The sequence below is a fragment of the Cetobacterium sp. genome (genome assembly GCF_051653945.1).
GTDB lineage: Bacteria > Fusobacteriota > Fusobacteriia > Fusobacteriales > Fusobacteriaceae > Cetobacterium_A.
In genome coordinates this window covers 62,982-89,210 of record NZ_JBOFXD010000012.1, presented here as the reverse complement: position 1 = coordinate 89,210, position 26,229 = coordinate 62,982, and the positions used below count along the sequence as shown (strand labels likewise).

At 29.9% G+C, this 26,229-nt stretch carries 28 protein-coding genes, 1 other RNA gene and 1 pseudogene; 14 read left to right on the top strand and 16 right to left on the bottom strand.

Features of this window, described 5'->3' with window-relative positions:
• The 6 genes and pseudogenes from ACRC8M_RS01415 to ACRC8M_RS01390 form a co-directional block, all read left to right on the top strand.
• Positions 1 to 275 (top strand): annotated as a pseudogene (locus ACRC8M_RS01415) (putative 2-aminoethylphosphonate ABC transporter substrate-binding protein); the annotation flags it as partial.
• A gap of 13 nt (positions 276 to 288) precedes the next feature.
• Positions 289 to 1,266 (top strand): ABC transporter ATP-binding protein, encoded by a 978-nt coding sequence (locus tag ACRC8M_RS01410; protein WP_438527491.1) that lies wholly within the window; start codon positions 289 to 291, stop codon positions 1,264 to 1,266.
• Positions 1,257 to 2,978 carry a putative 2-aminoethylphosphonate ABC transporter permease subunit gene (locus ACRC8M_RS01405; RefSeq protein ID WP_438527490.1) on the top strand — a complete coding sequence of 574 codons (1,722 nt, stop codon included), beginning with the start codon at positions 1,257 to 1,259 and terminating at the stop codon, positions 2,976 to 2,978. Before ACRC8M_RS01410 ends, ACRC8M_RS01405 begins: the two co-directional genes overlap by 10 nt.
• Positions 2,978 to 4,873, top strand: a complete 1,896-nt coding sequence (locus tag ACRC8M_RS01400; protein ID WP_438527489.1) for a 2-aminoethylphosphonate--pyruvate transaminase — start codon at positions 2,978 to 2,980, stop codon at positions 4,871 to 4,873. The genes ACRC8M_RS01405 and ACRC8M_RS01400 overlap by 1 nt, the downstream gene beginning before the upstream one ends.
• Positions 4,874 to 4,958: 85 nt before the next feature.
• Positions 4,959 to 5,216 (top strand): hypothetical protein, encoded by a 258-nt coding sequence (locus ACRC8M_RS01395; protein WP_438527488.1) that lies wholly within the window; start codon positions 4,959 to 4,961, stop codon positions 5,214 to 5,216.
• Positions 5,217 to 5,239: 23 nt separating this feature from the next.
• Positions 5,240 to 5,623, top strand: coding sequence for an ankyrin repeat domain-containing protein (locus tag ACRC8M_RS01390; protein ID WP_438527487.1), 384 nt, complete (start codon positions 5,240 to 5,242; stop codon positions 5,621 to 5,623).
• 62 nt (positions 5,624 to 5,685) lie between these two features.
• Here the strand turns inward: ACRC8M_RS01390 and ACRC8M_RS01385 are convergent, their stop codons facing one another.
• Positions 5,686 to 6,534, bottom strand: coding sequence for a mechanosensitive ion channel family protein (locus ACRC8M_RS01385; RefSeq protein WP_438527486.1), 849 nt, complete (start codon positions 6,532 to 6,534; stop codon positions 5,686 to 5,688).
• Positions 6,535 to 6,685: 151 nt separating this feature from the next.
• On the opposite strand from ACRC8M_RS01385, the gene rd reads away from it, so the two are divergent.
• Both rd and hcp read left to right on the top strand, forming a co-directional pair.
• Entirely contained in the window at positions 6,686 to 6,844 is a 159-nt protein-coding gene (gene rd, locus ACRC8M_RS01380) for a rubredoxin (protein WP_438527485.1), read from the top strand.
• An 80-nt stretch (positions 6,845 to 6,924) separates the two neighbouring features.
• On the top strand, positions 6,925 to 8,577 hold the full coding sequence (gene hcp, locus ACRC8M_RS01375; protein ID WP_438527484.1) for a hydroxylamine reductase: 1,653 nt from the start codon (positions 6,925 to 6,927) through the stop codon (positions 8,575 to 8,577).
• 23 nt (positions 8,578 to 8,600) lie between these two features.
• Here the strand turns inward: hcp and ACRC8M_RS01370 are convergent, their stop codons facing one another.
• Together ACRC8M_RS01370 and ACRC8M_RS01365 are read right to left on the bottom strand one after the other, a co-directional pair.
• Positions 8,601 to 9,323: a DUF305 domain-containing protein gene (locus tag ACRC8M_RS01370; protein ID WP_438527483.1), complete on the bottom strand. Its 723-nt coding sequence runs from the start codon at positions 9,321 to 9,323 to the stop codon at positions 8,601 to 8,603.
• Positions 9,324 to 9,437: 114 nt separating this feature from the next.
• Positions 9,438 to 10,079 (bottom strand): hypothetical protein, encoded by a 642-nt coding sequence (locus ACRC8M_RS01365; protein WP_438527482.1) that lies wholly within the window; start codon positions 10,077 to 10,079, stop codon positions 9,438 to 9,440.
• 192 nt (positions 10,080 to 10,271) lie between these two features.
• On the opposite strand from ACRC8M_RS01365, the gene ACRC8M_RS01360 reads away from it, so the two are divergent.
• Positions 10,272 to 11,408 (top strand): M20 metallopeptidase family protein, encoded by a 1,137-nt coding sequence (locus ACRC8M_RS01360; protein ID WP_438527481.1) that lies wholly within the window; start codon positions 10,272 to 10,274, stop codon positions 11,406 to 11,408.
• Between the two features lie 79 nt (positions 11,409 to 11,487).
• Entirely contained in the window at positions 11,488 to 11,910 is a 423-nt protein-coding gene (locus ACRC8M_RS01355) for a hypothetical protein (RefSeq protein ID WP_438527480.1), read from the top strand.
• A 22-nt stretch (positions 11,911 to 11,932) separates the two neighbouring features.
• Here ACRC8M_RS01355 and ACRC8M_RS01350 read toward each other — a convergent pair whose 3' ends face one another.
• Positions 11,933 to 12,811: a patatin-like phospholipase family protein gene (locus ACRC8M_RS01350; protein ID WP_438527478.1), complete on the bottom strand. Its 879-nt coding sequence runs from the start codon at positions 12,809 to 12,811 to the stop codon at positions 11,933 to 11,935.
• Between the two features lie 153 nt (positions 12,812 to 12,964).
• On the opposite strand from ACRC8M_RS01350, the gene ACRC8M_RS01345 reads away from it, so the two are divergent.
• Both ACRC8M_RS01345 and ACRC8M_RS01340 read left to right on the top strand, forming a co-directional pair.
• Positions 12,965 to 14,671 carry an ABC transporter ATP-binding protein gene (locus tag ACRC8M_RS01345; RefSeq protein WP_438527476.1) on the top strand — a complete coding sequence of 569 codons (1,707 nt, stop codon included), beginning with the start codon at positions 12,965 to 12,967 and terminating at the stop codon, positions 14,669 to 14,671.
• Positions 14,672 to 14,690: 19 nt separating this feature from the next.
• Positions 14,691 to 16,214: an ABC transporter substrate-binding protein gene (locus ACRC8M_RS01340; protein ID WP_438527475.1), complete on the top strand. Its 1,524-nt coding sequence runs from the start codon at positions 14,691 to 14,693 to the stop codon at positions 16,212 to 16,214.
• A 3-nt stretch (positions 16,215 to 16,217) separates the two neighbouring features.
• Here ACRC8M_RS01340 and ACRC8M_RS01335 read toward each other — a convergent pair whose 3' ends face one another.
• Genes ACRC8M_RS01335 through ACRC8M_RS01320 form a run of 4 tightly spaced genes read right to left on the bottom strand, consistent with a single transcriptional unit; the run spans position 16,218 to position 18,070 of the window.
• A complete protein-coding gene (locus ACRC8M_RS01335) occupies positions 16,218 to 16,709 on the bottom strand; it encodes a thioredoxin family protein (protein ID WP_438527474.1) in 492 nt (163 codons plus the stop codon).
• A gap of 22 nt (positions 16,710 to 16,731) precedes the next feature.
• Positions 16,732 to 16,926: a hypothetical protein gene (locus ACRC8M_RS01330; RefSeq protein ID WP_438527473.1), complete on the bottom strand. Its 195-nt coding sequence runs from the start codon at positions 16,924 to 16,926 to the stop codon at positions 16,732 to 16,734.
• A 9-nt stretch (positions 16,927 to 16,935) separates the two neighbouring features.
• Entirely contained in the window at positions 16,936 to 17,601 is a 666-nt protein-coding gene (locus tag ACRC8M_RS01325) for a YoaK family protein (RefSeq protein ID WP_438527472.1), read from the bottom strand.
• 13 nt (positions 17,602 to 17,614) lie between these two features.
• Positions 17,615 to 18,070 carry a YhcH/YjgK/YiaL family protein gene (locus tag ACRC8M_RS01320; RefSeq protein WP_438527471.1) on the bottom strand — a complete coding sequence of 152 codons (456 nt, stop codon included), beginning with the start codon at positions 18,068 to 18,070 and terminating at the stop codon, positions 17,615 to 17,617.
• Between the two features lie 147 nt (positions 18,071 to 18,217).
• Here ACRC8M_RS01320 and lepA point away from each other — a divergent pair, with 147 nt between their 5' ends.
• On the top strand, positions 18,218 to 20,020 hold the full coding sequence (lepA, locus tag ACRC8M_RS01315) for a translation elongation factor 4 (protein WP_438527470.1): 1,803 nt from the start codon (positions 18,218 to 18,220) through the stop codon (positions 20,018 to 20,020).
• Positions 20,021 to 20,083: 63 nt separating this feature from the next.
• A complete protein-coding gene (locus ACRC8M_RS01310) occupies positions 20,084 to 21,697 on the top strand; it encodes a phosphatidylglycerol lysyltransferase domain-containing protein (protein ID WP_438527469.1) in 1,614 nt (537 codons plus the stop codon).
• A 59-nt stretch (positions 21,698 to 21,756) separates the two neighbouring features.
• On the opposite strand, the gene rpmA is transcribed toward ACRC8M_RS01310, so the two are convergent.
• The 8 genes from rpmA to ACRC8M_RS01270 form a co-directional block, all read right to left on the bottom strand.
• Positions 21,757 to 22,047, bottom strand: a complete 291-nt coding sequence (rpmA, locus tag ACRC8M_RS01305; RefSeq protein WP_023049937.1) for a 50S ribosomal protein L27 — start codon at positions 22,045 to 22,047, stop codon at positions 21,757 to 21,759.
• On the bottom strand, positions 22,048 to 22,383 hold the full coding sequence (locus tag ACRC8M_RS01300) for a ribosomal-processing cysteine protease Prp (RefSeq protein ID WP_438527468.1): 336 nt from the start codon (positions 22,381 to 22,383) through the stop codon (positions 22,048 to 22,050).
• 7 nt (positions 22,384 to 22,390) lie between these two features.
• The gene (gene rplU, locus ACRC8M_RS01295) at positions 22,391 to 22,702 is read right to left on the bottom strand and encodes a 50S ribosomal protein L21 (RefSeq protein WP_023049935.1); all 312 of its coding nucleotides are present in this window, start codon (positions 22,700 to 22,702) and stop codon (positions 22,391 to 22,393) included.
• Between the two features lie 108 nt (positions 22,703 to 22,810).
• Positions 22,811 to 23,575 (bottom strand): toxin-antitoxin system YwqK family antitoxin, encoded by a 765-nt coding sequence (locus ACRC8M_RS01290; RefSeq protein WP_438527467.1) that lies wholly within the window; start codon positions 23,573 to 23,575, stop codon positions 22,811 to 22,813.
• Positions 23,576 to 23,656: 81 nt separating this feature from the next.
• An RNA gene (rnpB, locus tag ACRC8M_RS01285) (RNase P RNA component class A) lies at positions 23,657 to 23,994 on the bottom strand.
• The gene (locus tag ACRC8M_RS01280) at positions 23,984 to 24,547 is read right to left on the bottom strand and encodes a hypothetical protein (protein WP_438527466.1); all 564 of its coding nucleotides are present in this window, start codon (positions 24,545 to 24,547) and stop codon (positions 23,984 to 23,986) included. Before ACRC8M_RS01280 ends, rnpB begins: the two co-directional genes overlap by 11 nt.
• Positions 24,548 to 24,559: 12 nt before the next feature.
• The gene (locus tag ACRC8M_RS01275) at positions 24,560 to 25,348 is read right to left on the bottom strand and encodes a Nif3-like dinuclear metal center hexameric protein (protein WP_438527465.1); all 789 of its coding nucleotides are present in this window, start codon (positions 25,346 to 25,348) and stop codon (positions 24,560 to 24,562) included.
• Positions 25,345 to 26,178: a sigma-70 family RNA polymerase sigma factor gene (locus tag ACRC8M_RS01270; RefSeq protein WP_438527464.1), complete on the bottom strand. Its 834-nt coding sequence runs from the start codon at positions 26,176 to 26,178 to the stop codon at positions 25,345 to 25,347. Before ACRC8M_RS01270 ends, ACRC8M_RS01275 begins: the two co-directional genes overlap by 4 nt.
• Between the last annotated feature and the right edge of the window lie 51 nt (positions 26,179 to 26,229).

Here is a 26,229-nt window from a genome sequence, read left to right as displayed (position 1 = left end):
GGGATTCTGAAGCTAATGCTCTAATAAATAAAAAGAACATTAAAGATGAAGCTAAAGTATTTTTAGACTGGGCTATCTCTGAAGATGCTATGAAAATGTATGCTAAATCCTATGCTATTGTTTCTAGAGATATCAGTGTTGCTCCACCAAAAGGATTTCCAGAAAATCCTATTACTCAACTTATTGCCAATGATTTCTCTTGGGCTTCTGCTAACAAAGAACATATTTTAACTACTTGGGAAACAAAATTTGGTTCAAAAACTGAAAAAAAATAAAAAAGGAGTACTGATGAGTTATTTAAAGATAAAAAATATTGAAAAAACTTTTGGTAAGTTTAAAGCGTTGAACAATATAAATTTTGAAATAGAAAGAGGGGAGTTTATCTGTTTTCTAGGGCCATCTGGCTGTGGTAAAACAACACTTCTTAGAATTATTGCTGGACTTGAAAATGTCGATAGTGGTGAAATTTTTTTAAAGGATGAAAACATTACAAAAAAGCATCCTTCTAAGAGAAATATGTCAATCGTTTTCCAATCTTATGCTCTTTTCCCAAATTTAACAGTTGGAGAAAACATTGCTTATGGAATGAAAAACAAAAAAATACCAAAAGATATAATCCAAAAAAAAATAGATGAGTCACTTGAGCTTGTTGGTTTAAGAGGTCAAGAGGATAAATATCCCAATGAGCTTTCAGGGGGACAGCAACAAAGAGTAGCGCTTGCTAGAGCAATCTCTTACTCACCAGATATTCTTTTATTGGACGAACCTCTTTCAGCCCTTGATGCTAAAGTTAGAGAAAAACTTAGAAACGATATAAAAGACCTTCAAAAAAAACTTGGAATCACAACTATAATGGTTACTCATGATCAAGAGGAAGCTCTTTCAATGTCAGATAGAATTATAGTTATGGATAACGCTAAGGTTGTTCAAGTTGGAACGCCTCAGGATATATATGAAAATCCAGCTAATAACTTCATTGGGGATTTTATCGGAAAGGTCAATAAGTTTGAAATCAATGGAACAAAAGTTATGGCTAGACCAGAGGATATCTCTCTTGCTGATGAACAAACACACAACTTCTTTATGGGAACATTGGAGTCTTGGGAGTATATGGGATCATACTATCGATTAAAAGTTAATAAAAAGAACTACATCATTGAAGTTGACATCTGTAGAAATAAAATTGCCCATATTCCACTAAAAAAAGATCAACACATCTTCCTTAAAGTTGAAAGAACTTTAGGAGGAGGAGTTGAGTGGAGTTAGTTTTAAAAAAATCTGAAAAACTTCTTTCAGAAAAAGTTAGGGATATTATCGTTTGGGGAATTGCAATCTTTTTCGTTGTTGCTCTACTCTTTCCACTTATCTCTTTAAGTGGAAAAGCAACAGAGGACAATGCTGGAAATTTTATTGGTTTACAAAACTTTATTCAGTATCTCACTAGCCCTGGAGTGGTATCCTCATTTTTTAATACAGTTAAAATAGCAACTTTAACTATGGGTATAACTCTAATCTTAGGATTTTGCTACTCTTACGGAATGGCTAGAAGCAATATAAAAGGAAAAGGAGTTTTAAAATTTTTGATTCTTTTACCTATATTTGCTCCAACTATGCTACATGGTATCTCACTAGTTTATCTATTTGGAAGAATGGGGGTTATAACTACTGGATTTTTTGGTAGATTCCCTAATCTTGCAACAGATATTAATCTTTATGGTTCTACTGGTATCATAATCAGTGAGGTTATCTATACTTTACCTCAAGCTTACTTAATTATCTCTATGGCACTACAAAATAGTGACTATAGGCTCTACGAAGCTGCTAAAACTCTTGGAACAAGTAAAGTAAAACAATTTTTTACAATAACTCTTCCATCTTGTAAATACGCTGTTTTTTCCACAGCTACAGTTTCCTTTATTCTTGCATTTACGGACTTTGGAGCACCTAAAGTTGTTGGAGGAAACTATAATGTTTTAGCCACTGATATCTATAAGCAAGTTATAGGACAACAAAATTTAGGAAGAGGGGCTGTTGTTAGTATTCTTCTACTTATTCCTGCAGTTATCTCATTTTTCTTTGAAAAATCTTTAGAGAAAAAACAAAGGGATACCTTCAATGCAAAATCTATGAACTATCGAATTGAAAATTCAACTGGTAGAGATATTTTCTTCTATAGTTTCTGCTGGTTTATTGCTCTTAGTATATTGGGAATTTTTATTACAGCAGGAGTCGCTTCTTTTGTTAAGATGTGGCCATATAACTTTGAACTTACTTTGAATAACTATAAATTCTTTGACTTTAACGGTGGAGCTTTCCATTTTTATAAAAATTCCATAACTATAGCAATGTTATCAGCTACATTTGGAACTATTATTGCATATCTTGGAGCATACATATGTTTAAAAACTGAGAGTTTAACTAAACTTAGAAATGTTATTAAATTTTTTGCAATAGTACCTTTAGCCCTTCCAGGAATGGTTTTAGGTTTAGGATATATCTTTTTCTTTAATATGAACTATATTAAAATTCCACTTCTTGGTTGGGTTAACAATCCATTCAATAGTTTATATGGAACTCTTTGGATATTAGTTCTTGTAAACATTGTTCACTTTTTCTCAGTTGCTTTTATGACAGCGTCAACATCTTTGAAAAAGTTAGACAAAGAGTTTGAGATTATATCTCTATCTATGGGTGTACCTTGGTATAAAACATTTTTCAATGTGACTCTACCACTTACTAAACATACTGTTGGAGAGATATTCATATATTACTTTGTAAACTGTATGACTACAGTTTCAGCAGCTGTTTTCCTATATACTTCCAAAACAACTCTTGCATCTATTGCAATGGTCAACCTTGATGAAGTTGGAGATCAAGCTAAAGCAGCAGCAATGGGAATTTTAATTGTGGGAACAAACCTTTTAGTAAAAACAATTTATGAAATAATAAAAAAAAGAAATTTTGGGAGGAATAAATAATGAGAAAAGAGATTGAGGCAGTTATATTTGATTGGGCAGGTACTACAGTAGATTATGGATGTTTTGCACCGCTTGATGTTTTTGTTCAAGTTTTCAAAGAGATTGGTCTTGAGATTACTTACGAAGAAGCTAGAAAACCTATGGGAATGTTAAAAATAGATCACATAAAAGCACTATTAAAAATGGAAAGAATACACGCTTTGTGGTTAGAAAAATTTAATAGAGATTACACTTTGGAAGATATCAACTCTTTATACGAAAGATTTGAAGAAGTTTTATTCGCTTCTTTAGAGAATTTTGCTGAGCCTGTTCCTGGAATGTTAGATCTTCAAAAAAAATTAAGAGATAGAGGTTTAAAAATTGGAAGTACAACTGGATACACAAAAGATATGCTAGATATTGTTGCTTCTAAAGCTAAAACTTTTGGATACTCTCCAGATTTTAGAATAACATCAACTGAAGTTCCTGCAGGTAGACCATATCCATATATGATTTATCAAAATATGATCACTTTAAATGTTCCTAGCGTAAGTTCTATTATAAAAATTGGAGATACAACTGTTGATATGAAAGAGGGTAAAAATGCTGGCGTTTGGACTGTTGGTATCTTAAAAGGTGGAAGTGAACTTGGACTTTCACAAAATGAAGTTGAAACTATGAATCCTACCGAATTAAAAAAATTAATGGATGCAACTGCAAAGAGATTATTTGCTGCTGGGGCTGACTATGTTGTTGAGCAAGTTGGCGATTTACCTAATATAATTGATATTATAAATGCTAAAATGAATAATATCGACTTAGCAGATAAGCCGTATATCCTTTTAACACCAGGACCACTGACGACATCTTCTGGAGTTAAATCAGCTATGCTTAAAGACTGGTGCACTTGGGATAACGAGTACAACTCTTTAGTTCAAAATATGAGAAAAAGAGTTTTGGATATTGCTGAAGCTGGAGATGACTATACTATGATTCCTATGCAAGGAAGTGGAACTTTCTCTGTTGAAGCTGTTTTAACTAGCGTTATTGGCAAGAATGAAAAAGTTCTAATTCTTTCAAATGGTGCCTATGGAGATAGAATGAAAACTATTTGTGATATAGCAAAAGTTAAAAATACTATTTATAAAATCGAGCAAACTGAAACTTATGATTTAGCTCATTTAGAAAATATTTTAAAGGAAGATAGTGAGATTACTCATGTTGCTGTTGTTCACTGTGAAACTACGTCTGGGATTTTAAATCCAATTAAAGAGATTGGAATAATTGCTAAAAATAATAATAAAACTTTTATAGTTGATGCTATGTCTAGTTTTGGAGGAATTCATTTTAGTATTCCCCAGTATCAAATTGACTTCTTAATTAGTTCATCTAATAAGTGCATTCAAGGTGTTCCTGGATTTGGATTTATTATAGCTAAAAAATCTGAACTTTTAAAATGTGAGGGAAAAGCTCGTTCTCACTCTTTAGATATATTTGATCAGTGGAAAGTTATGGAAAGTGGAAATGGAAAGTGGAGATTCACTTCTCCTACTCATGTTGTAAGAGCCTTTTACCAAGCTCTTTTAGAATTAGAAGCTGAAGGTGGAGTTAAAGCTAGAGAAAAAAGATATAAAGAAAATCAAGATAAACTTGTCAATGGTATGGAAACTCTTGGATTTAAAGCTATCATCTCTTTAGAAAAACAATCTCCTATTATAACTACATTCTATGCTCCTAATCATCCTGATTATAAGTTTGAAACTTTTTATTTAAAACTTAAAGAGCAAGGATTTGTTATATATCCTGGTAAATTAACAAAAGAGGAGAGTTTTAGAATAGGAAACATTGGTGAAGTTTATCCTATAGATATTGATACTTTAATCAATTCTATTAAAAACTCTATGTTTTGGAATTAAGATATCCAAAATTTCCCTAAAAATTTTAATATAAATCTCTATTAATGTGTTATAATTTTTTTATTAAATAATGGAGGTCGACTATATGAAAAAAACACTGTTTATACTTAAAAATTGTGATAGTTGTGATGTAGTCAAAAGTTTATTCAATAATAGACATGATGTAACTATATATGATTTGACTGAAGCTAAAGAGTTCGCACAAAACCTTAATGTTACTGCCGCTCCTACTTTAGTAGTTGAAGATTGGGAAAGTGCTACTAACTACGTTGGGATTGAAAAAATTAAAGAATACTTAAGTGATGAACCTACACCAAATTATCCTTGTGTTTGTTCTGAGTAGTTATACTGACTAAGGGGGATTTTATGATTGAATTTAAAAATGCATTAAAAAATGGAGATTTAGAAAAATTAAAAGTGAAATTAGAAGGTGGAATCGATGTTAATGATAGGAGTGGTGAATACAGATATCCTATACACAGAGCTGTTTTATTAAAAGATATTGATATTGTTAAACTATTTTTAGATCACAATGCAGATATCAATATCCAAGAACCGCTACAGGGTAATACGCCTATCAATCTTGCTATTTTTAATAAAGATTTACAAATGGTAAGTTTTTTAAAAGAAAATGGTGCTAATTTAGATATTAAAAATAGTTGGGGAATGACATCTTTAGAGTATGCTATGTACCTTAAAAATAATATGAGTTTTGATGACATTGATAATATTATTGAAATTTTAAAATAAAAGAAAGGGAGCATTTAAAAATTTAAGTGTTCCCTTTCTTTCTTCATATATTCTTCCTTGCTCTATTTATTTTCAGTTACATTTACATCTAAAATATTAAACGGAACATTTATCCCCTCTTTGTTAAATACCTCCAAAATATAGGCCATTAACTCTCCTCTAACTTTATAATAACCATTTGTTGGAGTCCAAACCATAAATAAAACATTTATACTGGAATCTCCATACTCCATTGTGTGTATAAAGTTTTCTCTATCCCTACTTAACCCTTCGTATGTATTTGCTATATTTTCCAATATGCTAATTACTTTTTTCATATCAGAATCATAAGATACTGATAACATTAATTTTATACGTCTAAAAAGATTTGCATCATAGTTTATAATATTTCCACTGATCATTACATTGTTTGGAACTATAACTCTTCTTCCATCTAAACTAGTTATATATGTTGAAAATACCTCTATCTTAGCAACCTCTCCCATTACACCATTTATTTTAATAAAATTTCCTATACTAAAAGGTCTTGTAAAAAACAGGACTACTCCACCAGCCAAATTTGATAGAAACTCTTTTAAAGAGATACCTACGCCCAATCCAATGGCACTAATCATAGTAGCTATTGATGCTTCACTAAAACCAAATGCCAATAAGCCTATTAAAAAAAACATTACATTCAACCCTAATTTCATAACTGATTTAGTAAACTGCTTTGTATTAATATCTTGATTAACCACAGGTATTTTATCTATATATTTATCAACTTTTTTTGTGAAATACGAACCTAAATATAATATAACTATAAAAACAAGTGCTCTAATTAAAAATTCAACTGCATCATGTCCTAAGGTTTGTAATAATGATTCTCCTGAACTATTTTTTATTTGTAGTAAACTGCTGACTGCCTCCATATTACTTCCTCCTAAAATACACTTTCTCTATAATTTATATTATAGATTCAACAAATATATCCTTTAATTTTTTTGTAAATTTAAAAGGAAATCTTTAATTTTTTTGTAAAAACATCACAGGTACATTAACTAGCATAGGAGGTATTTTTTTATGGAAAAATGGAGATGTAAAGTTTGTGACTGGATTTATGACCCTGCTACAGGAGATCCTGACAATGGAGTTGCTGCAGATACTGCTTGGGAAGTTGTTCCTGAAGATTGGGTTTGCCCTATCTGTGGTGCTGGAAAAGACGAGTTTGAAAAAGAATAAATTTTTTACTGGGGTACTTTTTAATACCTCAGTTTTTTTTACTATTAAAAATATAAAGAATAAATTTTAGGAGGTTGTCTATGTCTATGTTTTGTTTTCAGTGTCAAGAAACTGCTATGAATAAAGGATGTACTGTTAGAGGTGTTTGTGGTAAAACCTCTGAAACTGCTAGTTTACAAGATTTATTAATACATATGACCAAAACTGTTTCTGCTTATATTGAACTTTTAAATGATAAAATTCCTATAACTAATGACTTACACAGATGGGTTGTAAATGCTCTCTTTGTTACAATTACCAATGCTAACTTTCATGATGAAGCCATTATAAGGGAGATTGAAGCTGGAGAAGCTTATAGAACCGCTCTAGAAATAGAGCTTTTAAATAATAAAATCTCTGTTCCTGAAAAATATGCAAAATATATTAATTGTCCAACTGATCTTAGCTCAGATGACTCACTTTTAGATTATGCTGAAAAAGTTGGCGTATTAAGAACTGAAAACGAAGATATCCGTTCTTTAAGAGAAACTATTATATATGGATTAAAGGGAATGTGTGCTTATGTTGAGCATGCTTTTAATTTAGGATATGAGGAGGTTTCTATATACAGATTTATCGAAGAAACACTAGCTAATGTCGATGATGATTCTTTATCTATTGAAGCACTGGTACAAATTGTTTTAAATGTTGGTAAAGTTGGTGTCGATGCAATGGCTCTTTTAGACAAAGCTAATACAACATCATATGGACATCCTGAAATAACTAAAATTAATATTGGAGTTAAAAATAAACCTGGAATCTTAATATCGGGACATGATTTAAAAGATTTAGAAATGCTTTTAGAGCAAACTAAAGGTACTGGTATTGATGTCTATACCCACTCTGAAATGCTTCCTGGTCATGCATATCCATTCTTTAAAAAATATGATAATCTTGTAGGGAACTATGGCGGTTCTTGGTGGCATCAAACAAAAGAGTTTGTTGATTTTAATGGTCCTGTTCTCTTTACAAGTAACTGTTTAGTACCTCCTAGAGGAACTTTAGCTGAATATCTTGAAAGAGTTTACACTACAAACTCTGCTGGTATGGAAGGATGCGAACATATTCTTGCTGATGAAAATGGATTTAAAGACTTTAGTGAAATTATTGAAAAGGCAAAGGCATGTAAACCTCCTGTTGAAATTGAACATGGTGAAATTATTGCTGGTTTTGCTCATAATCAAGTTTTAGCTTTAGCTGATAAAATCGTTGATGTTGTTAAATCTGGAGCAATAAAAAAATTCTATGTCATGGGTGGTTGTGACGCTAGAATGCAAGATAGAAAATACTATACTGAATTTGCTTTAGCTCTACCTAAAGATTCTGTAATCCTCACTGCAGGTTGTGCTAAATATAGATATAATAAATTAGACTTAGGAGACATTGATGGTATCCCTAGAGTTTTAGATGCTGGACAATGTAATGACTGCTATTCACTAGCTGTTATTGCACTAAAATTAAAAGATGTCTTTGAATTGGATAATGTAAATGATTTACCAATAATATTTAATATTGCCTGGTATGAGCAAAAAGCTGTTTTAGTTCTTTTATCTTTACTATATCTTGGATTTAAAAATATTCATGTAGGTCCTACTATTCCTGCATTTTTAAGTCCTAATATTCTTCAAGTTCTAATTGATAACTTTAATTTAGGAACAATTAGCAATGTACAAGATGATTTAAAAAATTTTTAATAGTTAAAAAAAAAGGCAAATGTTTAATTTGCCTTTTTTAACATCTGTTTCATCTCTTTTATCTCTTCATCTTGACTTAAAATAATTCCATTGGACATTTTTATTAGTTCTTTATTCTTTCCAAATTTCAAATACTCCTTAGCCATATTTACGGCTCCTTCATGATGAATAATCATATTTTGTAAATAACTTCTTGTTATATCACTGGCATTATTCACTTGTCCATCATAAGATTTCATACTTCTCATCATTTTAATTGTTATTTTCTTCATTTTAGAAAGAAATTTTTCATTATCATTTCCTCTTAACTCTCCTGATTCTAATAGTTTTTGCATAAATTCAACCTCTTTTTCTTGAGCACGAACTATCCTATTAGCTAAGTTTTTAACCTCTATATTTTGAGTATATTTCAAAACACCTACACTTGCTATTATTGCAGCTTCATGATGTGGTATCATATATATTACAAAATTATTCCCAACATCTTTTGTTAAAAATATTTGTGAACTATTTGACATCATAAGACTGTGTGCATATTCATCATACTCCTTAAACCCCTTTAAATTTTGTGGAATAATATTCTTTAAAGGTGTAAGTACTGTATATATTTTACTATCTGATTTTATCTCATAGTTTAACATCTTTTGTAGATGACTTTCATTTAAATCATTACTGTATGAATTTAAAGAAACTGTTGAAAACAGAGCTGCAATTCCCACCATTATATTTATATTTTTAAAATCCATTTTCTCAAACCTCCTTGTACTAAAGTCTGTGATTTATTATTATACGGAACCCATGGAATTCCTTTTTAATTTTAAAGGATATTTTTTTAACTTAACTAAGATGAAAAAATGGAGCTACTTCTGAGCTCCATTTTTATCTTTTTCTACTTTCATTATTATAACTGTCACTTTATTTGTATATTTAGATAACTCATTATAATCTTCTTCTACCTGTTTCCAATCTGGTTTTGGTCTCTCTATCTCTTTTGCTATTTTGGAACTCAAATACTCCATTCTTTCAAGTTCTCTGTCCGACATTCCTTTTTTTATAGCTTTCATAACCTCTTTTTCATCCATAGAGTTTGATGGTATATCATCATCTAAAACCATATCTGACATCAACTCATTATTTATTTCCTCTTCAAAATTTGGTTCACTTTTATCAAGTCCACCCTCTTTTAAGGTTCTCATCATATTCACAGCTAATTTATTAGTATACATTGATAATTCATTATATAATACTTCAACTTTAACCCAATCTGGTTTTTCCTTTTGAACCTCAGCATCTACTAATTCACCAATCTCATTCATTTTATCCATATTCTCTGGATCTTCACCAATATTTCCCATTATATTTTGGATAAACTCTTCATTGGCCATATTAGATATGGATACATTCTCAACTGTTGGGGCATTAGTATTTAAATTATTTGTATCCTCTGTAGAAAATGATATTGATGACAACATAATGGATAAGATAATTAAAATAATTTTCATCTTTTTATCTCCTTTTAATTTTATATAATCCTTGTTATATACTACCAAAAGAGATGTTAAATTCTTTGAAATTAATATAATTTTTACAAATTTAATTATATTCTTTGTATTTAAAGTATTGATAAAATAAATGTGACAAAAGTACAAAAAATATGGTATTACTTTAAGTAACAATTCTAGGGGAGTGATTATATGTTAAATAATTTAAATACTCATCGTAACTATCTACACACTATACCAGAAATAGCATTAAGTGAATTTAAAACTGCTGAATATATCAGAGAGGTTTTAGATAAAGAAAACGTAGAATACCATTGCATTGGAACAAGTACCGTTGCTTTTATTCCAGGGGAGAGCGATAAATGTATTGCTTTTAGAGCTGACATTGATGCTTTACCATTGGCTGAAGAAAGTAACAACCCTTTTAAATCTAAAACTCTAGGTATGATGCATGCATGTGGACACGATGGACATACAGCTATGCTTTTAACTTTTATTCAAGAGATTAAACTTTTAATATCTGAAGGAACGAAATTAAAAAAATCTCTAGTTTTCATATTTCAAGCGGGGGAAGAGGGAGCTGGCGGAGCTAGGTTTATTGTAGCTGATGAATATTATAAATCTAAAAATATAGAAGCTATCTATGCTTTACATGTATATCCTGAGATTAAAGTTGGAGAGTTCGCTGTAAAATCTGGTTTTGTATCTCTTCAAAATATAAATTTAGATATTGTTTTAACAGGAAAAGGATGCCACGGTGCTCAACCTCATAAAGGTATTGATTCAATATTAATCGGAGCTAAATTAGTTGAAGCTTATCAATCAATTAAATCTAGAAATATTCCATCTTATGAGCACTTTTTACTTACAATTGGAGCTTTCCACGCTGGTACAGTTAGAAATATTATTCCTGGAACTGTTAATATGCTTGGAACTATTAGACTTGAAAATATCTCTTTAATTCCCTTTATTCAAGAAAGAATGGAGCACATTAATAAAGGATTTGAACTTGCTTTTGATGTAAAAATCGATATGAAATTTCAGCCTTTTTATCCACCAGTAATTAACGATTCTAATCTTTTTGAAAAAGCTTTAAAAGCTTTAAAAGATAAAAAAGTTTTTACCGATGTTTCTTTAAGTGGATCTGAGGATTTCTCTTTCTATTCACAAAATGGAACTCCTGGATTGTTAACACTAGTTGGTATTAGAGATGAAGAAAAAGGACATGTTTGTGCTCTTCATAACAATCGATTTGATTTTGAAAATGAAGCCTTAATTCACGGTGTTGAATTCTTTAAAAATTTACTTCAAGAAAACAACGCAATTTAACTTTATTTTAAAGGAAGTCTTTAAGTTATTTTTAATAATAGAGCATAACTATATTATGTATTATTTAGGAGGTTTTTTCATGAAAAAATATATTTTAATATGCTCTTTTATTGTTTCAGCTTTTACTTTTGCTGCATCACATGATAATCATCAAGATCATGTTCAACAAAATACAACGAATGATATGCCTATGATGCAATCTCAAAATAATAATTGTTCTACATGTAGTAATATGATGCCTATGTCTGGTGCAATGGGAAAAAAAATGATGAAAAATAATATGATGAATATGACACCTGAAATGCAAAAAAATATGATTGATATTGAGCAAAAACAGTTAGATATAAAAAAAGCAATGTTAGATGAGAAAGTTGATTGGAATAAAGTTGAAAAACTTAATAAGGAGATTGGTGAAATAAGAGCTAAAATGCAGACTGAAATGATGAAAAATCATTATGAGATGATGAAAGCTACTCCTACCACAATCCCTGCAAAACAATAATAATATTTAAAATGAAGAGAGTTCAGAGTAAACTCTCTTCATTTTCATTATTCATCCAATTTAACAATCTCTCATAATTTTCTTTTGCATCCTTTAAACCTAATTTATAGAGAGCTTTGATTTTATTTAAATCTCTTTCTAGTCTATCTACCACTACTATTTCACTTGGTCTAAAAACAAAAGCATCTCCCTTATTTTCCAGCTCTTGTATATCTTTTAAAGTTCTATTATAAACTAAATGACGTTTTATTAATGCTTCTGCTACTTTAGGATATTTTCTATAATACAATTTTATCAGTGGCTGTAATTTTAAAGGCTCTTTTTTATACCCTTCATCCTCTGTTAAAATAACAACATTTTTACTATTTCCATCTAATATCGACTGAGCTATTGGAATTGGTGAAGCTATTCCGCCATCTAAATATATTTTCTCATTTATTGTTGTCTCTTTAGAAAAAAATGGTAAACTTCCCGATGCAATTAGAGATTCTAAAAGATCATCTGTTCCTTTAAAATCTTTTTTAGAAAAAAATTCAGTTCTTCCTTTTATACAATTAAATGCTCCCACCTTAAATTCTAAATCACAATTATAAAATGTTTCAAAATCAAAAGGTGCTAGCTCATAGGTCATTTTTCTATATGCAAAATCTATATTTATATAACTTCCATTTTTTATTAAATACTTATATCCCATATATCTTTCATCATTTAAATATTTTAAAATAATATCAATATTTCTTCTTTTCTGTCTCGAAGCATAAGATGCTGAATAAATTGCACCTGCTGAAACTCCAATTGTATATTTAAAATGTAACTGTTTAGATAAAAAATAATCTAAAATTCCAGATGTATATGCTCCTCTTAACCCTCCACCTTCTAAAACTAATCCTATGTTATCCATTAAATCCTCCTAAAGCACAAACTAATATTCACTATATTTTACTTTTAATTCAGATATTTTCTTTCTTTTATTTTCATAAGAGTTTTAATATTCTTTGACTTTTAAGGTTTTTTCTTTTAAAATTATAATAAAAACTCATTCAGGAGGTTCTTTATGATAAAAAAATTTATAAGTTACTATAAGCCTTATAAAAAACTATTTTTTTTAGATTTACTCGCTGCTATAACAGTTTCTATTTGTGATTTAATTTATCCTATGTTGAGTAGGGCTGCTGTAAATAACTATATTCCTAATAAAAACTATCGTAGTATTGTGGTTTTAGCAATTACACTTTTAGGAATATATATCATCAAACTTATTTGTAATTACTTTATGAACTACTGGGGTCATGTAGTTGGGGTTAGAATGCAAGGAGATATGAGAAAAGATGTTTACACAAAACTTCAAAACTTCCCAATAAAATATTTTGATAACACACAAACTGGAAGTATTATGTCTAGAATTGTAAATGATCTACAAGAGGTATCTGAACTTGCTCACCACGGACCAGAAGATCTTTTTATATCAATTATTATGATTTTAGGTTCATTTTTTCTTCTTTTAAATATCAACATTCCATTGACACTTATTGTTTTTTCAGTTATTCCATTTATAGTTTGGTTCACTATTAACAGACGACAAAGAATGTCAGATGCTTTTTTAGAAACACGTGAAAAAATTGGTGCTATCAATTCAACTTTACAAAATAGTATCAGTGGAATTAGAGTTTCCAAAGCTTTCGTTAATAAAAATGATGAGCTAGAGAAATTTAAAAAAAGTAATGTTGAGTTCAAAACAGCTCGTGAAGGAGCATATAAAGTTATGGCTGAATATGTTTCAGGAATGACTTTTCTTACAGATATGTTAGACTATCTTGTTCTAGTTTTTGGAGCTATTTTCACTTATCAAGGTAAAATTAATTTCGGTGATTTTTTAGCTTACCTCTTATATATTAGAATTTTTAGTCAACCTATAAAAAGACTTGTCGGTTTTGTTGAGCAGTATCAAAATGGTATGAGTGGGTTCAAGCGTTTTAAAGAGATGTTAGATGAGGATATTGAAAAAGATTCTACAGGTGCCAAAGAGTTAAAAGATGTTAAAGGTAATATTAAATTTGAAAATATCTTTTTTAGTCATGACAAAAAAAATATTTTAAAAGATTTTTCCCTTAACATAAAAGCTGGAGAAACTCTTGCTCTTGTAGGTCCTTCTGGTGGTGGAAAAACTACTATTTGCAATCTAATTCCTAGATTCTACGATATTGATAGTGGAGATATTAAAATTGATTCACAAAGTATCTACAATTTTAAAATTGATTCATTAAGAAAAAATATTGGAATAGTTCAACAAGATCCATTTCTTTTCACTGGAAGTATCAAAGAGAATTTAACTATTGGAAAACCTGATGCCACTGATGAAGAGATTATTGAAGCTGCTAAAAAAGCTAATATCCATGATTTTATCGAAACATTACCAGATGGTTATGATACAGAGGTTGGAGAAAGGGGAGTTAAACTTTCTGGCGGACAAAAGCAAAGAATTGCTATTGGAAGAATTTTCTTAAAAAATCCACCAATTTTAATACTAGATGAAGCTACATCTGCTTTAGACAATATAACTGAACAACTTATTCAAGAATCTTTGGATGAACTTTCTAAGAATCGTACAACTATAGTTGTTGCTCATAGGTTATCCACTGTTAAAAATGCTGATACTATAGTCGTTTTAACAGATGATGGTATTGTCGAAAAAGGAACTCATGAAGAGTTAATTAGCAACAAAGATTTTTATTATAATTTACATTTAGGAATCTTACAATAATATTATTTAAAGGAGAATTATGAAAAAATTTATTCAAAAATATTTTACTTTACTACTTATTATAAATTTTATATTTATATTTAATAGTTCTTTTAGTAATGATAATAATGTTATTACTGTAGCCCAAGGTTCAAAACCTAAATCACTAGATCCCCATACATTTAATGAGTTTCCAACTCTTGGTATTACAGAACATATTTTCAATACTTTAGTTACTCTTGATGACAATGGAACTCCTATACCTGAATTAGCTGAAAATTTTGTCTATCTTTCTCCTACAGAGATCTTGTTTACTATTAGAAAAAACGTTAAGTTTCATAATGGTGATACGTTAACAACAGATGATGTCATTTTTAGTTTAGAGAGAATGATGGAAAAACCTGGAAGTAGAGTTATATTAAAAGATATTAAATCAATTGCTAAAATGCCAGACGATAAAGTTCTTATAACTTTACATGAACCATCGGCACCATTTTTAGCAAACTTAACTCTTCCTATAGCTGCTATTATGAACAAAAATTATGTGATGGCTGGAAATAATGTTGCATTAAATCCCATTGGTACAGGTCCTTATATGGTTACCAATTGGGGAGATGGAGATAAAATAGTTATGAGTAGTTTTAAAGAGTACTTTAAAGGATCTCCTAAAAATAACGGATTAATTTTTAAAATAATTACTGAAAACACTAGCCGTTTAGCTGCTTTAGAAACTGGTGAGGTGGATATTATTTATGCTATATCTCCCATTGATTTTCAAATTGTAGAAAAAAATCCCAACCTGAATCTGCTTCATAAAACTACGACAACCACAGAGCTAATGGTTTTAAATGTTCAAAAAGATGGTTTGAATAATAAAAATATTAGAAAAGCTATTCATATGGCTATTGATAAAGAGGGGATTTTAGAAGCTATATTCCTAAATAAAGGTTCTATTGCAACCTCTCCAATAAATCCAAATATTTTTGGAAGTTATCAAAACTTGAAGCCAATAAATAATGATATCCAAAAAGCTAAAGGGATTGTCGCCAATGAAACTAAAGAAAAAAAACTTCCAATTTTTAAAATTTGGACAAGTGAAAATATAGTGAGAATTCAAATAGCTCAAATTATACAAGCTAATTTAAAAGAGATTGGAATTGAATCAAACATAGAGATTGTGGAGTGGGGAACATTTTTAAAGAAAACTTCAGAGGGCGTTCACGATATTCTTTTAACTACATGGATTTTAGGTGTTAGTGATATTGATACTGTGGTTACTACTCTTTTCCATTCAAACTCCATTGGAGCTGAAGGAAACAGATCTTTTTATAGCAATCCAGCTTTAGACAGAGAAATTGATCTAGCTCGTACTACAACTGATATAGAAAATAGAAAAAAGCACTATAAAAATATTCAAGAGATAATCTTAGATGAAAATCCAGTAGTTCCATTAGTTTATAAAATTGATGGAATTGGAATTAGCAATAAAGTTCAGAACTTCCAATATAACAAAGCAAGTATGAGAAACTATTATGAAGATATGAAAAAAGTAGATGTTAAATAACATCTACTTTTTAGTTATCATCTCTATTAAATCTTTAATAGTTTCATTTAAATACTGACCTTTTAAATAGTCCATTTTTACATCTTCATAGATAAACTTTTTAATCTCTTTTGGTCTTTCTATAAAAATATCTCCACAAACTTCAAACTCCTCTGTTAATGGAACAATAAAAGGAACTTTAAACTCCTCTACTTCCATTAAAGGTTTTAAAAATTTCTCTCCTCTAGCTTTAGTTATAATAGCCATATCAAAATTTGGATTTAACTCACAAAACTTTTTTAATACAGTTACATTCAATTGAAAATCCATGCACCATGGCTCTCCTGAAACTAAGAAGTTTATCTTTTTTTCAATATTTTTTACAGTATTGATTTCATCTTCAGTCATAGTTATTCTTGAATAATTCTTAGGAATTCTATCTCTTTCACTTTTTATTCCTGTCCCCATGAAAGCATCAAAGTTCATTCCTGCTGAATAAAGAGTTTTCATATCCATTAATCTCACCCCATATTTTCTACTATTTATTTAATATTTTACAATTTTTATACTCGTTCTTTTGTCCTAATCTATAAGTGCATGTTCCTGATAAAACTTTACACTTTATAGACATATAATCATCTACCATCATTCCTATAGAGTTTTCACACTCAAGAGTTGGGTATTTTTCTACTACCTCTTTTTTTTCCTCTATTGTTATAAAATATCTTTCCATTTCTCTCTCCTACCTTTTCATTTTATAATATCTATCTCTTAATAAGAAATAATAAGCTCCACTTAAAATATAAGCTATAGACATATAGTTCAAAACACCTCTTCCTAAATACTTTAGTCCTAATCCTACTAAAAGACCACCAGTTATAAAAGAAAGTATATTCATAGCATAATATTTCATTTTCCATGTTATCTCTCTATTTCCTCTTAAATAATGTCCTATTACAACACCTAAATCTGTTACTGTCCCTGTCATATGAGTAGTTCTAATTACCATACCTCTATAACGTATAAATAGACCATTTTGTAAACCTAAAGAAAAGGCAAGAATAAATACAAATAAAACTTCAGCATATAAATATATATCTAAAAGCTTTAATAGTACTCCAATAAATATGAACGTATCTCCATATCTTTTTCTAAGTTCAAAATCTCTTCCAGATCCTATAATAATACCTGAAACTATTGCTCCAACAAAAAACGATACCACTAATCCTATCATTATTTTCAAATGTGGTATATTATAATATGCTAAATCAGTTGAGATTCTTGTTACACTTCCTGTTATATGGCTTGCAGTTAGAGAAAATTCCAATATTGCAAAGGCATTCATCCCTCCACCTAAAAAAGCCAACAAACTTATCCATAAAAACAACTTATTATTAATTTGTTCCATTTTTTCCTTCTTCTTAGTACTTTATCTTAAACACTACTTTCTTTAGTTCTTTAGGCTCATTATTTTTTGCAATTAATGGCATATGAGGCTCATCTGGAAAAACTATTAAGAAGTTATCCTTAGTCATGTTTAATCTGTACTCTTCAGCTCCCTCTAAAACCTGAAAATCACTCTCTTCATTGTATTCACTTTTTTCTTTTAATGAGTCCTTTAAAGAGTATCCTATTCCCTCTTCACCGTCTATTACTACATGAATATCTATATATTTTTTATGTCCCTCAAAGAAACACTCTTCTATAACTTTAGTCTTACACTCTTGAAGATTAAAAAATACATTATCTCCATCTAACTCATTTTTTCCTACTAACCCATTTTTGTAACTTCCGTTCTCTATAGCCTCTATAGCCATATCTAAACCATTAGAAATTCCCTTATAAAATTTTAATTCATTCATTTGTCCAAAGATCATTTAATAATCCCCCTTATTTTTTTATATTCTTCTTTAATGATATTCTAAAAACCTTCATAAAGTCAAGCTATTATTTAATTTAGATTGATTTTTTTTGATAATTCTTTTATAATATAGTGTGAAGAAATATATTTAGAGGAGGATATTGTGTTACAAAAATTTAAAAGAAACTTTTCAATTATAGCACATATAGATCACGGTAAATCAACTGTAGCTGATAGACTACTTCAAGTTACTGGTACTGTTACCGAAAGAGAAATGAAAGAACAACTACTTGATTCAATGGAGCTTGAAAGAGAAAAAGGAATTACTATAAAAGCTCAAGCTGTTACATTAAAATATACTGCTAAAGATGGAAATGAATATGAATTAAACCTTATTGATACTCCAGGACACGTTGACTTTATATATGAAGTTTCTCGTTCGCTATCTGCATGTGAAGGAGCTCTTCTAGTTGTAGATGCTGCTCAAGGTGTAGAAGCTCAAACTCTAGCTAATGTTTACTTAGCTCTTGAGAATAATCTTGAGATTGTACCTGTTATCAACAAAATCGATCTACCTGCTGCTGATGTAGATAAAGTTAAAAATGAAATTGAGGATATTATTGGATTACCTGCAGATAATGCTGTTTTAGTTTCAGCTAAAGCTGGAATTGGAATTGAAGAGCTTTTAGAAGCTATTGTTGAAAGAGTTCCTGCTCCAACATTTGATGAAGAAGCACCTTTAAAAGCTATGATTTTTGACTCTTTATTTGACGACTATCGTGGAGTTATAACTTATGTTAAAGTTCTTGACGGTTCTATAAAAAAGGGCGATAAAATTAAAATTTGGTCAACTGGAAAAGAGTTTGATGTACTTGAGTGTGGTATTTTTGCTCCAACTAAAAAAGAACAGCCTGAATTAAGTTCAGGATCTGTTGGATATATCATAACTGGTATTAAGACTATTCAAGATACTCAAGTAGGAGATACTATTACTCATGCTAAAAGACCTTGTATTGAGCCTTTAGAAGGATTTAGAGCAGCTCAGTCAATGGTATTTGCTGGACTATATCCTCTTTCTACAGATGATTATGAGGATTTAAGAGAAGCATTAGAAAAACTTCAATTAAATGATGCCTCTTTAACATTTATCCCTGAAACATCTCTTGCTTTAGGATTTGGATTTAGATGTGGTTTCTTAGGATTACTACATATGGAAATTATTGTTGAAAGACTTAGAAGAGAATACGATATAGATTTAATCTCTACTTCTCCTTCAGTTGAGTATAGAATCACTTTAGAAGGAAAAGAGACATATGTTATTGATAACCCTTGTGATTTCCCTGAAGGTGGAAGATCAAAGTTCTGTGTTGAAGAACCTTATATAAAAGGAAGTATTCTTACTCCAAAGGATTATGTAGGAAATGTTATGGAACTTTGTCAAGAAAAAAGAGGAACTTACATTGATATGAAGTACATAGATGATAACAGAACAATGGTAATCTATGAGTTACCTCTTGCAGAAATTGTTATCGACTTCTATGATAAGTTAAAATCTAGAACTAAGGGATATGCTTCATTTGAATATGAGATGATTGGCTACAAAGAATCTACTCTTGTTAAAGTAGATATTCTTGTTTCAGGAAATGTTGTTGACGCATTCTCATTCATTGCTCACACTGATCATGCAGCTTCTAGAGGAAGAGCTATTTGTGAAAAGTTAAAGGAGATTATTCCTAGACAACAGTTCGAAGTACCTATCCAGGCTGCATTGGGAGCTAAAATAATAGCTAGAGAAACTATAAAAGCTTATAGAAAGAACGTTCTTGCTAAATGTTATGGTGGAGATATTTCAAGAAAGAAAAAACTATTAGAGAAACAAAAAGAAGGAAAGAAAAGAATGAAACAAATTGGAAATGTAGAGATTCCTCAAGAGGCATTCGTATCTGTTCTTAAACTTAATGATTAATTTATAATTTTAGGTGAGCTAACTAGCTCACCTTTTGTTTATTAGAGGAGGGATTTTATATTTATGAAACAGTTACACTTTATTTTAAAAAGGATTTTTCCTGACATTTTAAGTATTTTAATCTTTTTATCTGGAACCCTTATTATATTTTCAAACTCATCAAAATTTGATATAAGGTATATTAAGTTCATCTATTCTGTTTTACCAGGAGATATTATAGTTCTGTCTCATTTCTCGTCCAACATAATTGGAACCTTTCTTCTAATATTGGCCTATGGAATCTATAGACGATTAGATAGTGCCTATTATCTGTCCATTATAGCTTTTATCTTTGCTATATTTTTTAGTTTTTTTAAAGGATTTAACTATTTAGAAGCAGCTTTTTTTAGTTTTATTTTAATTTTATTAGTTCCATCTAAAGATCGATTTTATAGGAAATCCTCAATTTTAAAAGATCCTCTGTCTATAAAATGGGTATTATTCACCTTGCTTGTTATTTTACTAAGTATCTTTTTCGGTTTCTACTCCTTTAAAACAGTAGAGTATAAAAAAGAGGTTTGGTGGCATTTAGTTTTAAACAGACACTATACTATATTTTTAAGAAACAGTTTTATATCATTATCTATATTTTGTATTTTTGTATTTTTTAACTTCTTTAATACTGTATTAAGTGTAGAAAAAATACCAAGCTCTAAAGTTATAAATGAAATAAAAAAAATAATTAAATCAAGTGATAATAGCTACGCTTCTCTAGCTCTATTACCTGACAAATCAATTCTCTTTGATAAGGGTAAGGACTCTTTTATCATGTATGGAAACACTAATGGAAATCTTATCTCTATGGGAGATCCTATTGGCGATAAAAAACACTTTCGAGAAATCATACAAGATTTCTATCGAGTTGGAAAGCAGAGTGGAAAAAATATAGCTTTTTATGAAATTTCTAAAGAACATCTTTCTGAATATTTAGAACTAGGTTTAAAAATAATCAAAATTGGTGAAGAAGCTGTTGTTAATCTTAAAGATTATGATATTTCAACACCTCTATATAAAAAAATTAGATATACTTTTAACAAATTTGAAAAAATGAACTTCACTTTTAAAGTTGTCGACTCTATTGAAGGTATTGAAGCTCAACTAGAAGAGGTTTCTAATAATTGGTTAAAAAATAAAAAAGCAAAAGAAAAAAGTTTTTCTTTAGGAAGTTTTAATTTAGACTATCTTAGAAATTTTAAAATAGCACTTTTATATAATGAAAATAATGAGTTAATTGCTTTTTCTAATCTACTGAGTACTGAAAATAAAAATGAAGTTGCTATTGATTTAATGAGATATGTTGAATTTGCTCCATCTGGAACTATGGAGTATTTATTTATAAAAATAATAAACTGGTCAAAAGAAAATGAATATGAACGTTTTAGCTTAGGAATGGCTCCACTTGCTGGAATATACGGTGGTGAACTCGCTCCACTATGGAATAAACTTAGCGTATTTCTATTTAATCATGGTGGAAACTTCTATAATTTTGAAGGACTAAAACAATTTAAAGATAAGTTTGCTCCTCAATGGGAATCTAAATATTTAGCATATTCTGGTCATTTTAATCTGGCATCTTTACTAAAAGATATTGCTCTTTTAATCTCTGGAGGAATCCTTGGTATATTTAGTAAAAAATAACTCAATCAATATATAACTATGAAAAAAAGGAGAGATTAACAATCTCTCCTTTTAAAATCTTAGTTAGCTTTCTCAGCGTAAACTGAAACTTGCTTCTTGTCTCTTCCTAATCTCTCGAACTTTACGTATCCATCGATTAATGCGAATAGAGTATGATCTTTTCCACATCCCATGTTGTTTCCAGCGTGGAATTTGTTTCCTCTTTGTCTAACGATGATGTTTCCAGCTTTTACAACCTCTCCATCATACTTTTTAACTCCAAGGTAATTTGGATTAGAATCTCTTCCGTTCTTAACAGAACCTTGTCCTTTTTTCTTCGCAAATAATTGTATATTTAATGTAAATAGCATCTAAATTTCCTCCTTCTCTACAAGCTTTATGTGTTTAGGATAACCCTTAGATAGTTCTTTCAACATCAATACCATTGTATCTAATAATACATGAACCTCTTTTTCTTTGTTAGAAAAATCCATTCCCCTCATATCAACGTCTAAGTACCCTTCGGAGTCAATTTCAAATTTTGGAGTAATCTCCAAAATTTCTTGCAATCCTCCTAACGGAAATTGCATTGCCATGGAAATTGCGGCACAAACAATATCTTGCCCGTACTCAGCGTATTCAGCATGACCATTGGCTCTGTATCTAACTACTTTACCATTTTTTTTAAAAATTTCAATCTTTGTCATAATTTAATTATGCATTGATTGCAGTAACTTTGATCTCAGTGAAAAGTTGTCTATGACCTTTCTTTCTGTGATATCCAGTCTTTGGCTTGTATTTGAAGTTAACAACTTTAGCTCCTTTACCTTGAGCAACAACCTCTGCAACTACTTTAGCACCTTCAACAACAGGAGTTCCAACTTTAACCTCTCCATTGTTTGATACTAAAAGAACCTCTGTTAATTCTACAGTTGTGTTAACCTCAGCATTTAGTTTTTCAACTCTTAATACTTCACCTACTGCAACTTTGTACTGTTTTCCTCCAGTTTTTATAACTGCGTACATTCTAACACCTCCAAAAGTATAAAGATCGCTAGATTCGGTTGCTGACGACCTTATCCAAGCTTAATCTACTTTTTATCTTATCATTTTTTATGTATTTTGTCAACTAATTTATTTTAACCACTCTTGAGATAATGGCGACCCATTTCTGTAGTTTGTAATTTTTTCTAACTCACCTTTTGGTGTATAACTTCTCCACTCTCCATTTTGAAGTCCTCCTGCCAATCTACCCTTTTCTCTAATTTTTCCATTGTCCCAGTATGCAATCCATTCTCCATTTCCACCTTTAAAATCCTCTTGATGTAATATTTTGCCTGTATTGTCATACCAAGTTGCTGGTCCTGATATTCTTCCACCTGAATATGTTATTCTTGAACGAATATTTCCTGTATTTCTGTAATAAGTTTCTTGAACTCCGTTTTTAACTCCATTTGCATAAGGTTCTTTTAATCCTACTCTTCCAGCTTCAGAATACCAAACCTTATAACCGTTTAATTTTCCATCTTTATAATCCTCAGTATAGTGTTTATGAACACCTACTACTGCTGCAAATGTCCCTGTAAAAGGTACAGTTGAATTTCCATTATAAGCCAATTTATTTCTAACTTGTTTTTTCGCTATATTTACTTGATCTACTCCATTTAAAGCAATCTCTGTCACTGCATTTTCTGCTAAAGCTACATTTTGACCTGTATGAATTATATCTGTTTGAGGTATGAATTCACCTTCTGGCATAGTTGATATGCTTACATCATAAGCTTGTTTTGGAACTGATGGCAATAAAATTCTTTCTTCATCACTTATTTTCTTTTCTAAAGGAGTACACCCAACTAATGCTAATAATATTACTCCTATTGCTATTTTCATCTTTTTCATAACAATTTTCTCCTAATAAGATTTTATATAAAAAATAAAGCCAAGGAATTTATATAAAATTTCTTGACTCAGTTGTTTATTATTGATAGGCATTAAATAAGCCGGGTTTTGTATTTGTCAATCATTTATCTAGAGCTATAATTGCTTATAGCTTCAAGCAACTTACCCTGAGAGAGGACGAGCAGCCCCTATTCTCTCCTATTTAGTCTTGCTCCAAAGGGGGTTTACCTAGCTTCTTTAGTCTCCTAAAGAACTGGTGGTCTCTTACACCGCCTTTTCACCCTTACTACAAAATGTAGCGGTCTATTTTCTGTGGCACTTTCCTTAAAGTTTCCTTTAGTAGCCGTTAGCTACCCTTTTCGCTCTGTGGAGCCCGGACTTTCCTCTTGCTAACGCAAGCGATTAACTCTAATACCTATCACTTTTTAACTTGTATTTTTTCTTTTTTCTTTTTACCTGTATTATTCTAATAGATAATACTAAAAATGTCAACAAAATTCCTAAAAATACCTTATTCCTTAGTGACATATGTTCTAAATCTTTACTATTCTCTTGAGAATCAGATGTTGTCACAAACACCTCTTGTAGCCCTTCAACTAGATTTGTTGCTATCTGAGCCTCACTTTTTTCACCTACATACTCTTCTACATTTGTTAATAATAATGACAAATCTGAAGCCATATCTTCAGGATTTAGATCCTGTGAAATTTTTAATTGTACCTTTAAAATATCATTTTCACTGTTTTTTATTAAATTTACAATAACTGTTTTCTCTTGGTCATCTGCCTCAAAACCTTCATTTTCTTCTAAAGTATTTAGATAAAGTTTATCTCCTGTTTTTTCTTGGAAAGTTTCTACAACCGTCAATAAATTTGATTTATCATCTTCTGAAAAAACATTTCTATAATCATTTATTTTTCCAAGGACCAAAGTAGAAAATATCAATGAACCTACTACAATTTTTTTTAGCATCCTATGTTCTCCTTACATTTTTTGAAATATTGGGCCATCATTATATATTGAAATTTCTATTTCAAACTCTTTTTTCAATAAACTTTCTAACAAGTTTGAAAATATCCATTCACTTTCAAAATGACCTATATCAATCAAAGTAAAATTCTCTTCTCTTGCATCCATAGCTTCATGATATTTTATATCTCCTGTAATTAGAACTTGTGCTCCTAATTTTTTAGCTTTTCTCCAATAAGACGCCCCTGCCCCACTGACTAAAGAGATCTTTTTAATCTCTCTTTCTTCTTTTGATCTCACTACATTTATACTATTTAAATTTAACTTTTCTTTCAATAAATTTGATAAATTTTCTATACTCAAACTTTCATCTAATTTATAAACTCTTCCAATTCCATACTCTCTTCCGTTACTTTCCATTGGATCAAGTATTTTTCCATTTTTCATTCCTAATATATTCTCACCTAAAAAATCATTTAATCCTGATTTTCCTGAATCTAAATTTGTATGCATTGAATATACTGAAATTCCATTTTCTATTAATTTTATTATTTTTCGCCCTGTTAAAGTATCATTAGTTATCTTTTTCAAAGATGTAAAGATTAGTGGATGATGCGTTATTATTAGATTTGCACCTGCTTCAATTGCTTTATCAATAACACTCTCTGTTAAATCTAATGATAATAAAATACCTGTTATTTTCGAATCCCTTTTTCCTACTAATAATCCTACATTATCCCAATCTTCAGCTAGAGAAGTTGGAAATTTCTCTTCTAAAAAACTTATAATTTTACTTAGCTTCATATCTTTAAACTTCTTCCTCCTCCTAAAGATATTTTTGTTAGAGCTTCTTCAAATAACTGCTCACCTTCTCCTCTTTTTAAATCTAATAGATTTTCAATTTCGAATAGTGATTCTCTTTTCTCTCCAATTAATCCATAATATCTTTTTAAAATCTCCTCTTCCAAATGAGATATTTTTTTAAGAACAGAATTATAATCAAGCTTCTCAACTTCATTTATTTTCTCTTCTATTATTTCTGATTTTTCTTCTAAAGGTATCTCATCAATATCCTCTTCCTCTAACTCCGCTACAATTTCATGCTCTATTAACTCCTCTTTTCTTTTTGAGAAGTATCCTTTATACATATACTTTTCTGTCTCTACTTTTTCATCTACAAATAGTAACATCTCTCTTCTAGCCCATAACTTGATATACTCTAAAATATCTCCATTTGATGGTCTATACTCTTCTAAAGCTTTTATTGCTCCAATATTTCCCTCTTGAATTAAATCTAAATAATCAATTCCAGCTATTAAATAATCAAAAGCTATGTTTGCAACTTCTCTTAAATTACTCTCTATTAATTTATGAGCACTTTCCTCTTCATCTAAAGTTTCTAAAACAGTTCCTAACTCCTCTCTTGAAAGAGGTTGAATATAAGATATCTCCTCTAAATATTCTCCAACAATTCCTTCTACTACATAACTATTTTCTTCTACTTTCTCTTCTTTTCTTATATCTACAGTTTCTAATTCTAATTTTAAGTTTGAATTCTCTTTTAAAAATTTTACAAAGTCCTTATCATCAATACAGTTTTCTAATATCTCTTTTTCAAATGCTTTTATTTTCATAGTGTTCCCCTTTTTTTTAGTTAATAATAAAATGGGGGATAGTCTCCCCCA

Coding starts and splice junctions, on each gene's coding strand:
- ACRC8M_RS01410 (WP_438527491.1), top strand. CDS start 289: ATGAGTTATTTAAAGATAAAAAATATTGAAAAAACTTTTGGTAAGTTT.
- ACRC8M_RS01400 (WP_438527489.1), top strand. CDS start 2,978: ATGAGAAAAGAGATTGAGGCAGTTATATTTGATTGGGCAGGTACTACA.
- ACRC8M_RS01395 (WP_438527488.1), top strand. CDS start 4,959: ATGAAAAAAACACTGTTTATACTTAAAAATTGTGATAGTTGTGATGTA.
- ACRC8M_RS01390 (WP_438527487.1), top strand. CDS start 5,240: ATGATTGAATTTAAAAATGCATTAAAAAATGGAGATTTAGAAAAATTA.
- ACRC8M_RS01385 (WP_438527486.1), bottom strand. CDS start 6,534: ATGGAGGCAGTCAGCAGTTTACTACAAATAAAAAATAGTTCAGGAGAA.
- rd (WP_438527485.1), top strand. CDS start 6,686: ATGGAAAAATGGAGATGTAAAGTTTGTGACTGGATTTATGACCCTGCT.
- hcp (WP_438527484.1), top strand. CDS start 6,925: ATGTCTATGTTTTGTTTTCAGTGTCAAGAAACTGCTATGAATAAAGGA.
- ACRC8M_RS01370 (WP_438527483.1), bottom strand. CDS start 9,323: ATGGATTTTAAAAATATAAATATAATGGTGGGAATTGCAGCTCTGTTT.
- ACRC8M_RS01365 (WP_438527482.1), bottom strand. CDS start 10,079: ATGAAAATTATTTTAATTATCTTATCCATTATGTTGTCATCAATATCA.
- ACRC8M_RS01360 (WP_438527481.1), top strand. CDS start 10,272: ATGTTAAATAATTTAAATACTCATCGTAACTATCTACACACTATACCA.
- ACRC8M_RS01355 (WP_438527480.1), top strand. CDS start 11,488: ATGAAAAAATATATTTTAATATGCTCTTTTATTGTTTCAGCTTTTACT.
- ACRC8M_RS01350 (WP_438527478.1), bottom strand. CDS start 12,811: ATGGATAACATAGGATTAGTTTTAGAAGGTGGAGGGTTAAGAGGAGCA.
- ACRC8M_RS01345 (WP_438527476.1), top strand. CDS start 12,965: ATGATAAAAAAATTTATAAGTTACTATAAGCCTTATAAAAAACTATTT.
- ACRC8M_RS01340 (WP_438527475.1), top strand. CDS start 14,691: ATGAAAAAATTTATTCAAAAATATTTTACTTTACTACTTATTATAAAT.
- ACRC8M_RS01335 (WP_438527474.1), bottom strand. CDS start 16,709: ATGGATATGAAAACTCTTTATTCAGCAGGAATGAACTTTGATGCTTTC.
- ACRC8M_RS01330 (WP_438527473.1), bottom strand. CDS start 16,926: ATGGAAAGATATTTTATAACAATAGAGGAAAAAAAAGAGGTAGTAGAA.
- ACRC8M_RS01325 (WP_438527472.1), bottom strand. CDS start 17,601: ATGGAACAAATTAATAATAAGTTGTTTTTATGGATAAGTTTGTTGGCT.
- ACRC8M_RS01320 (WP_438527471.1), bottom strand. CDS start 18,070: ATGATCTTTGGACAAATGAATGAATTAAAATTTTATAAGGGAATTTCT.
- ACRC8M_RS01310 (WP_438527469.1), top strand. CDS start 20,084: ATGAAACAGTTACACTTTATTTTAAAAAGGATTTTTCCTGACATTTTA.
- rpmA (WP_023049937.1), bottom strand. CDS start 22,047: ATGCTATTTACATTAAATATACAATTATTTGCGAAGAAAAAAGGACAA.
- ACRC8M_RS01300 (WP_438527468.1), bottom strand. CDS start 22,383: ATGACAAAGATTGAAATTTTTAAAAAAAATGGTAAAGTAGTTAGATAC.
- rplU (WP_023049935.1), bottom strand. CDS start 22,702: ATGTACGCAGTTATAAAAACTGGAGGAAAACAGTACAAAGTTGCAGTA.
- ACRC8M_RS01290 (WP_438527467.1), bottom strand. CDS start 23,575: ATGAAAAAGATGAAAATAGCAATAGGAGTAATATTATTAGCATTAGTT.
- ACRC8M_RS01280 (WP_438527466.1), bottom strand. CDS start 24,547: ATGCTAAAAAAAATTGTAGTAGGTTCATTGATATTTTCTACTTTGGTC.
- ACRC8M_RS01275 (WP_438527465.1), bottom strand. CDS start 25,348: ATGAAGCTAAGTAAAATTATAAGTTTTTTAGAAGAGAAATTTCCAACT.
- ACRC8M_RS01270 (WP_438527464.1), bottom strand. CDS start 26,178: ATGAAAATAAAAGCATTTGAAAAAGAGATATTAGAAAACTGTATTGAT.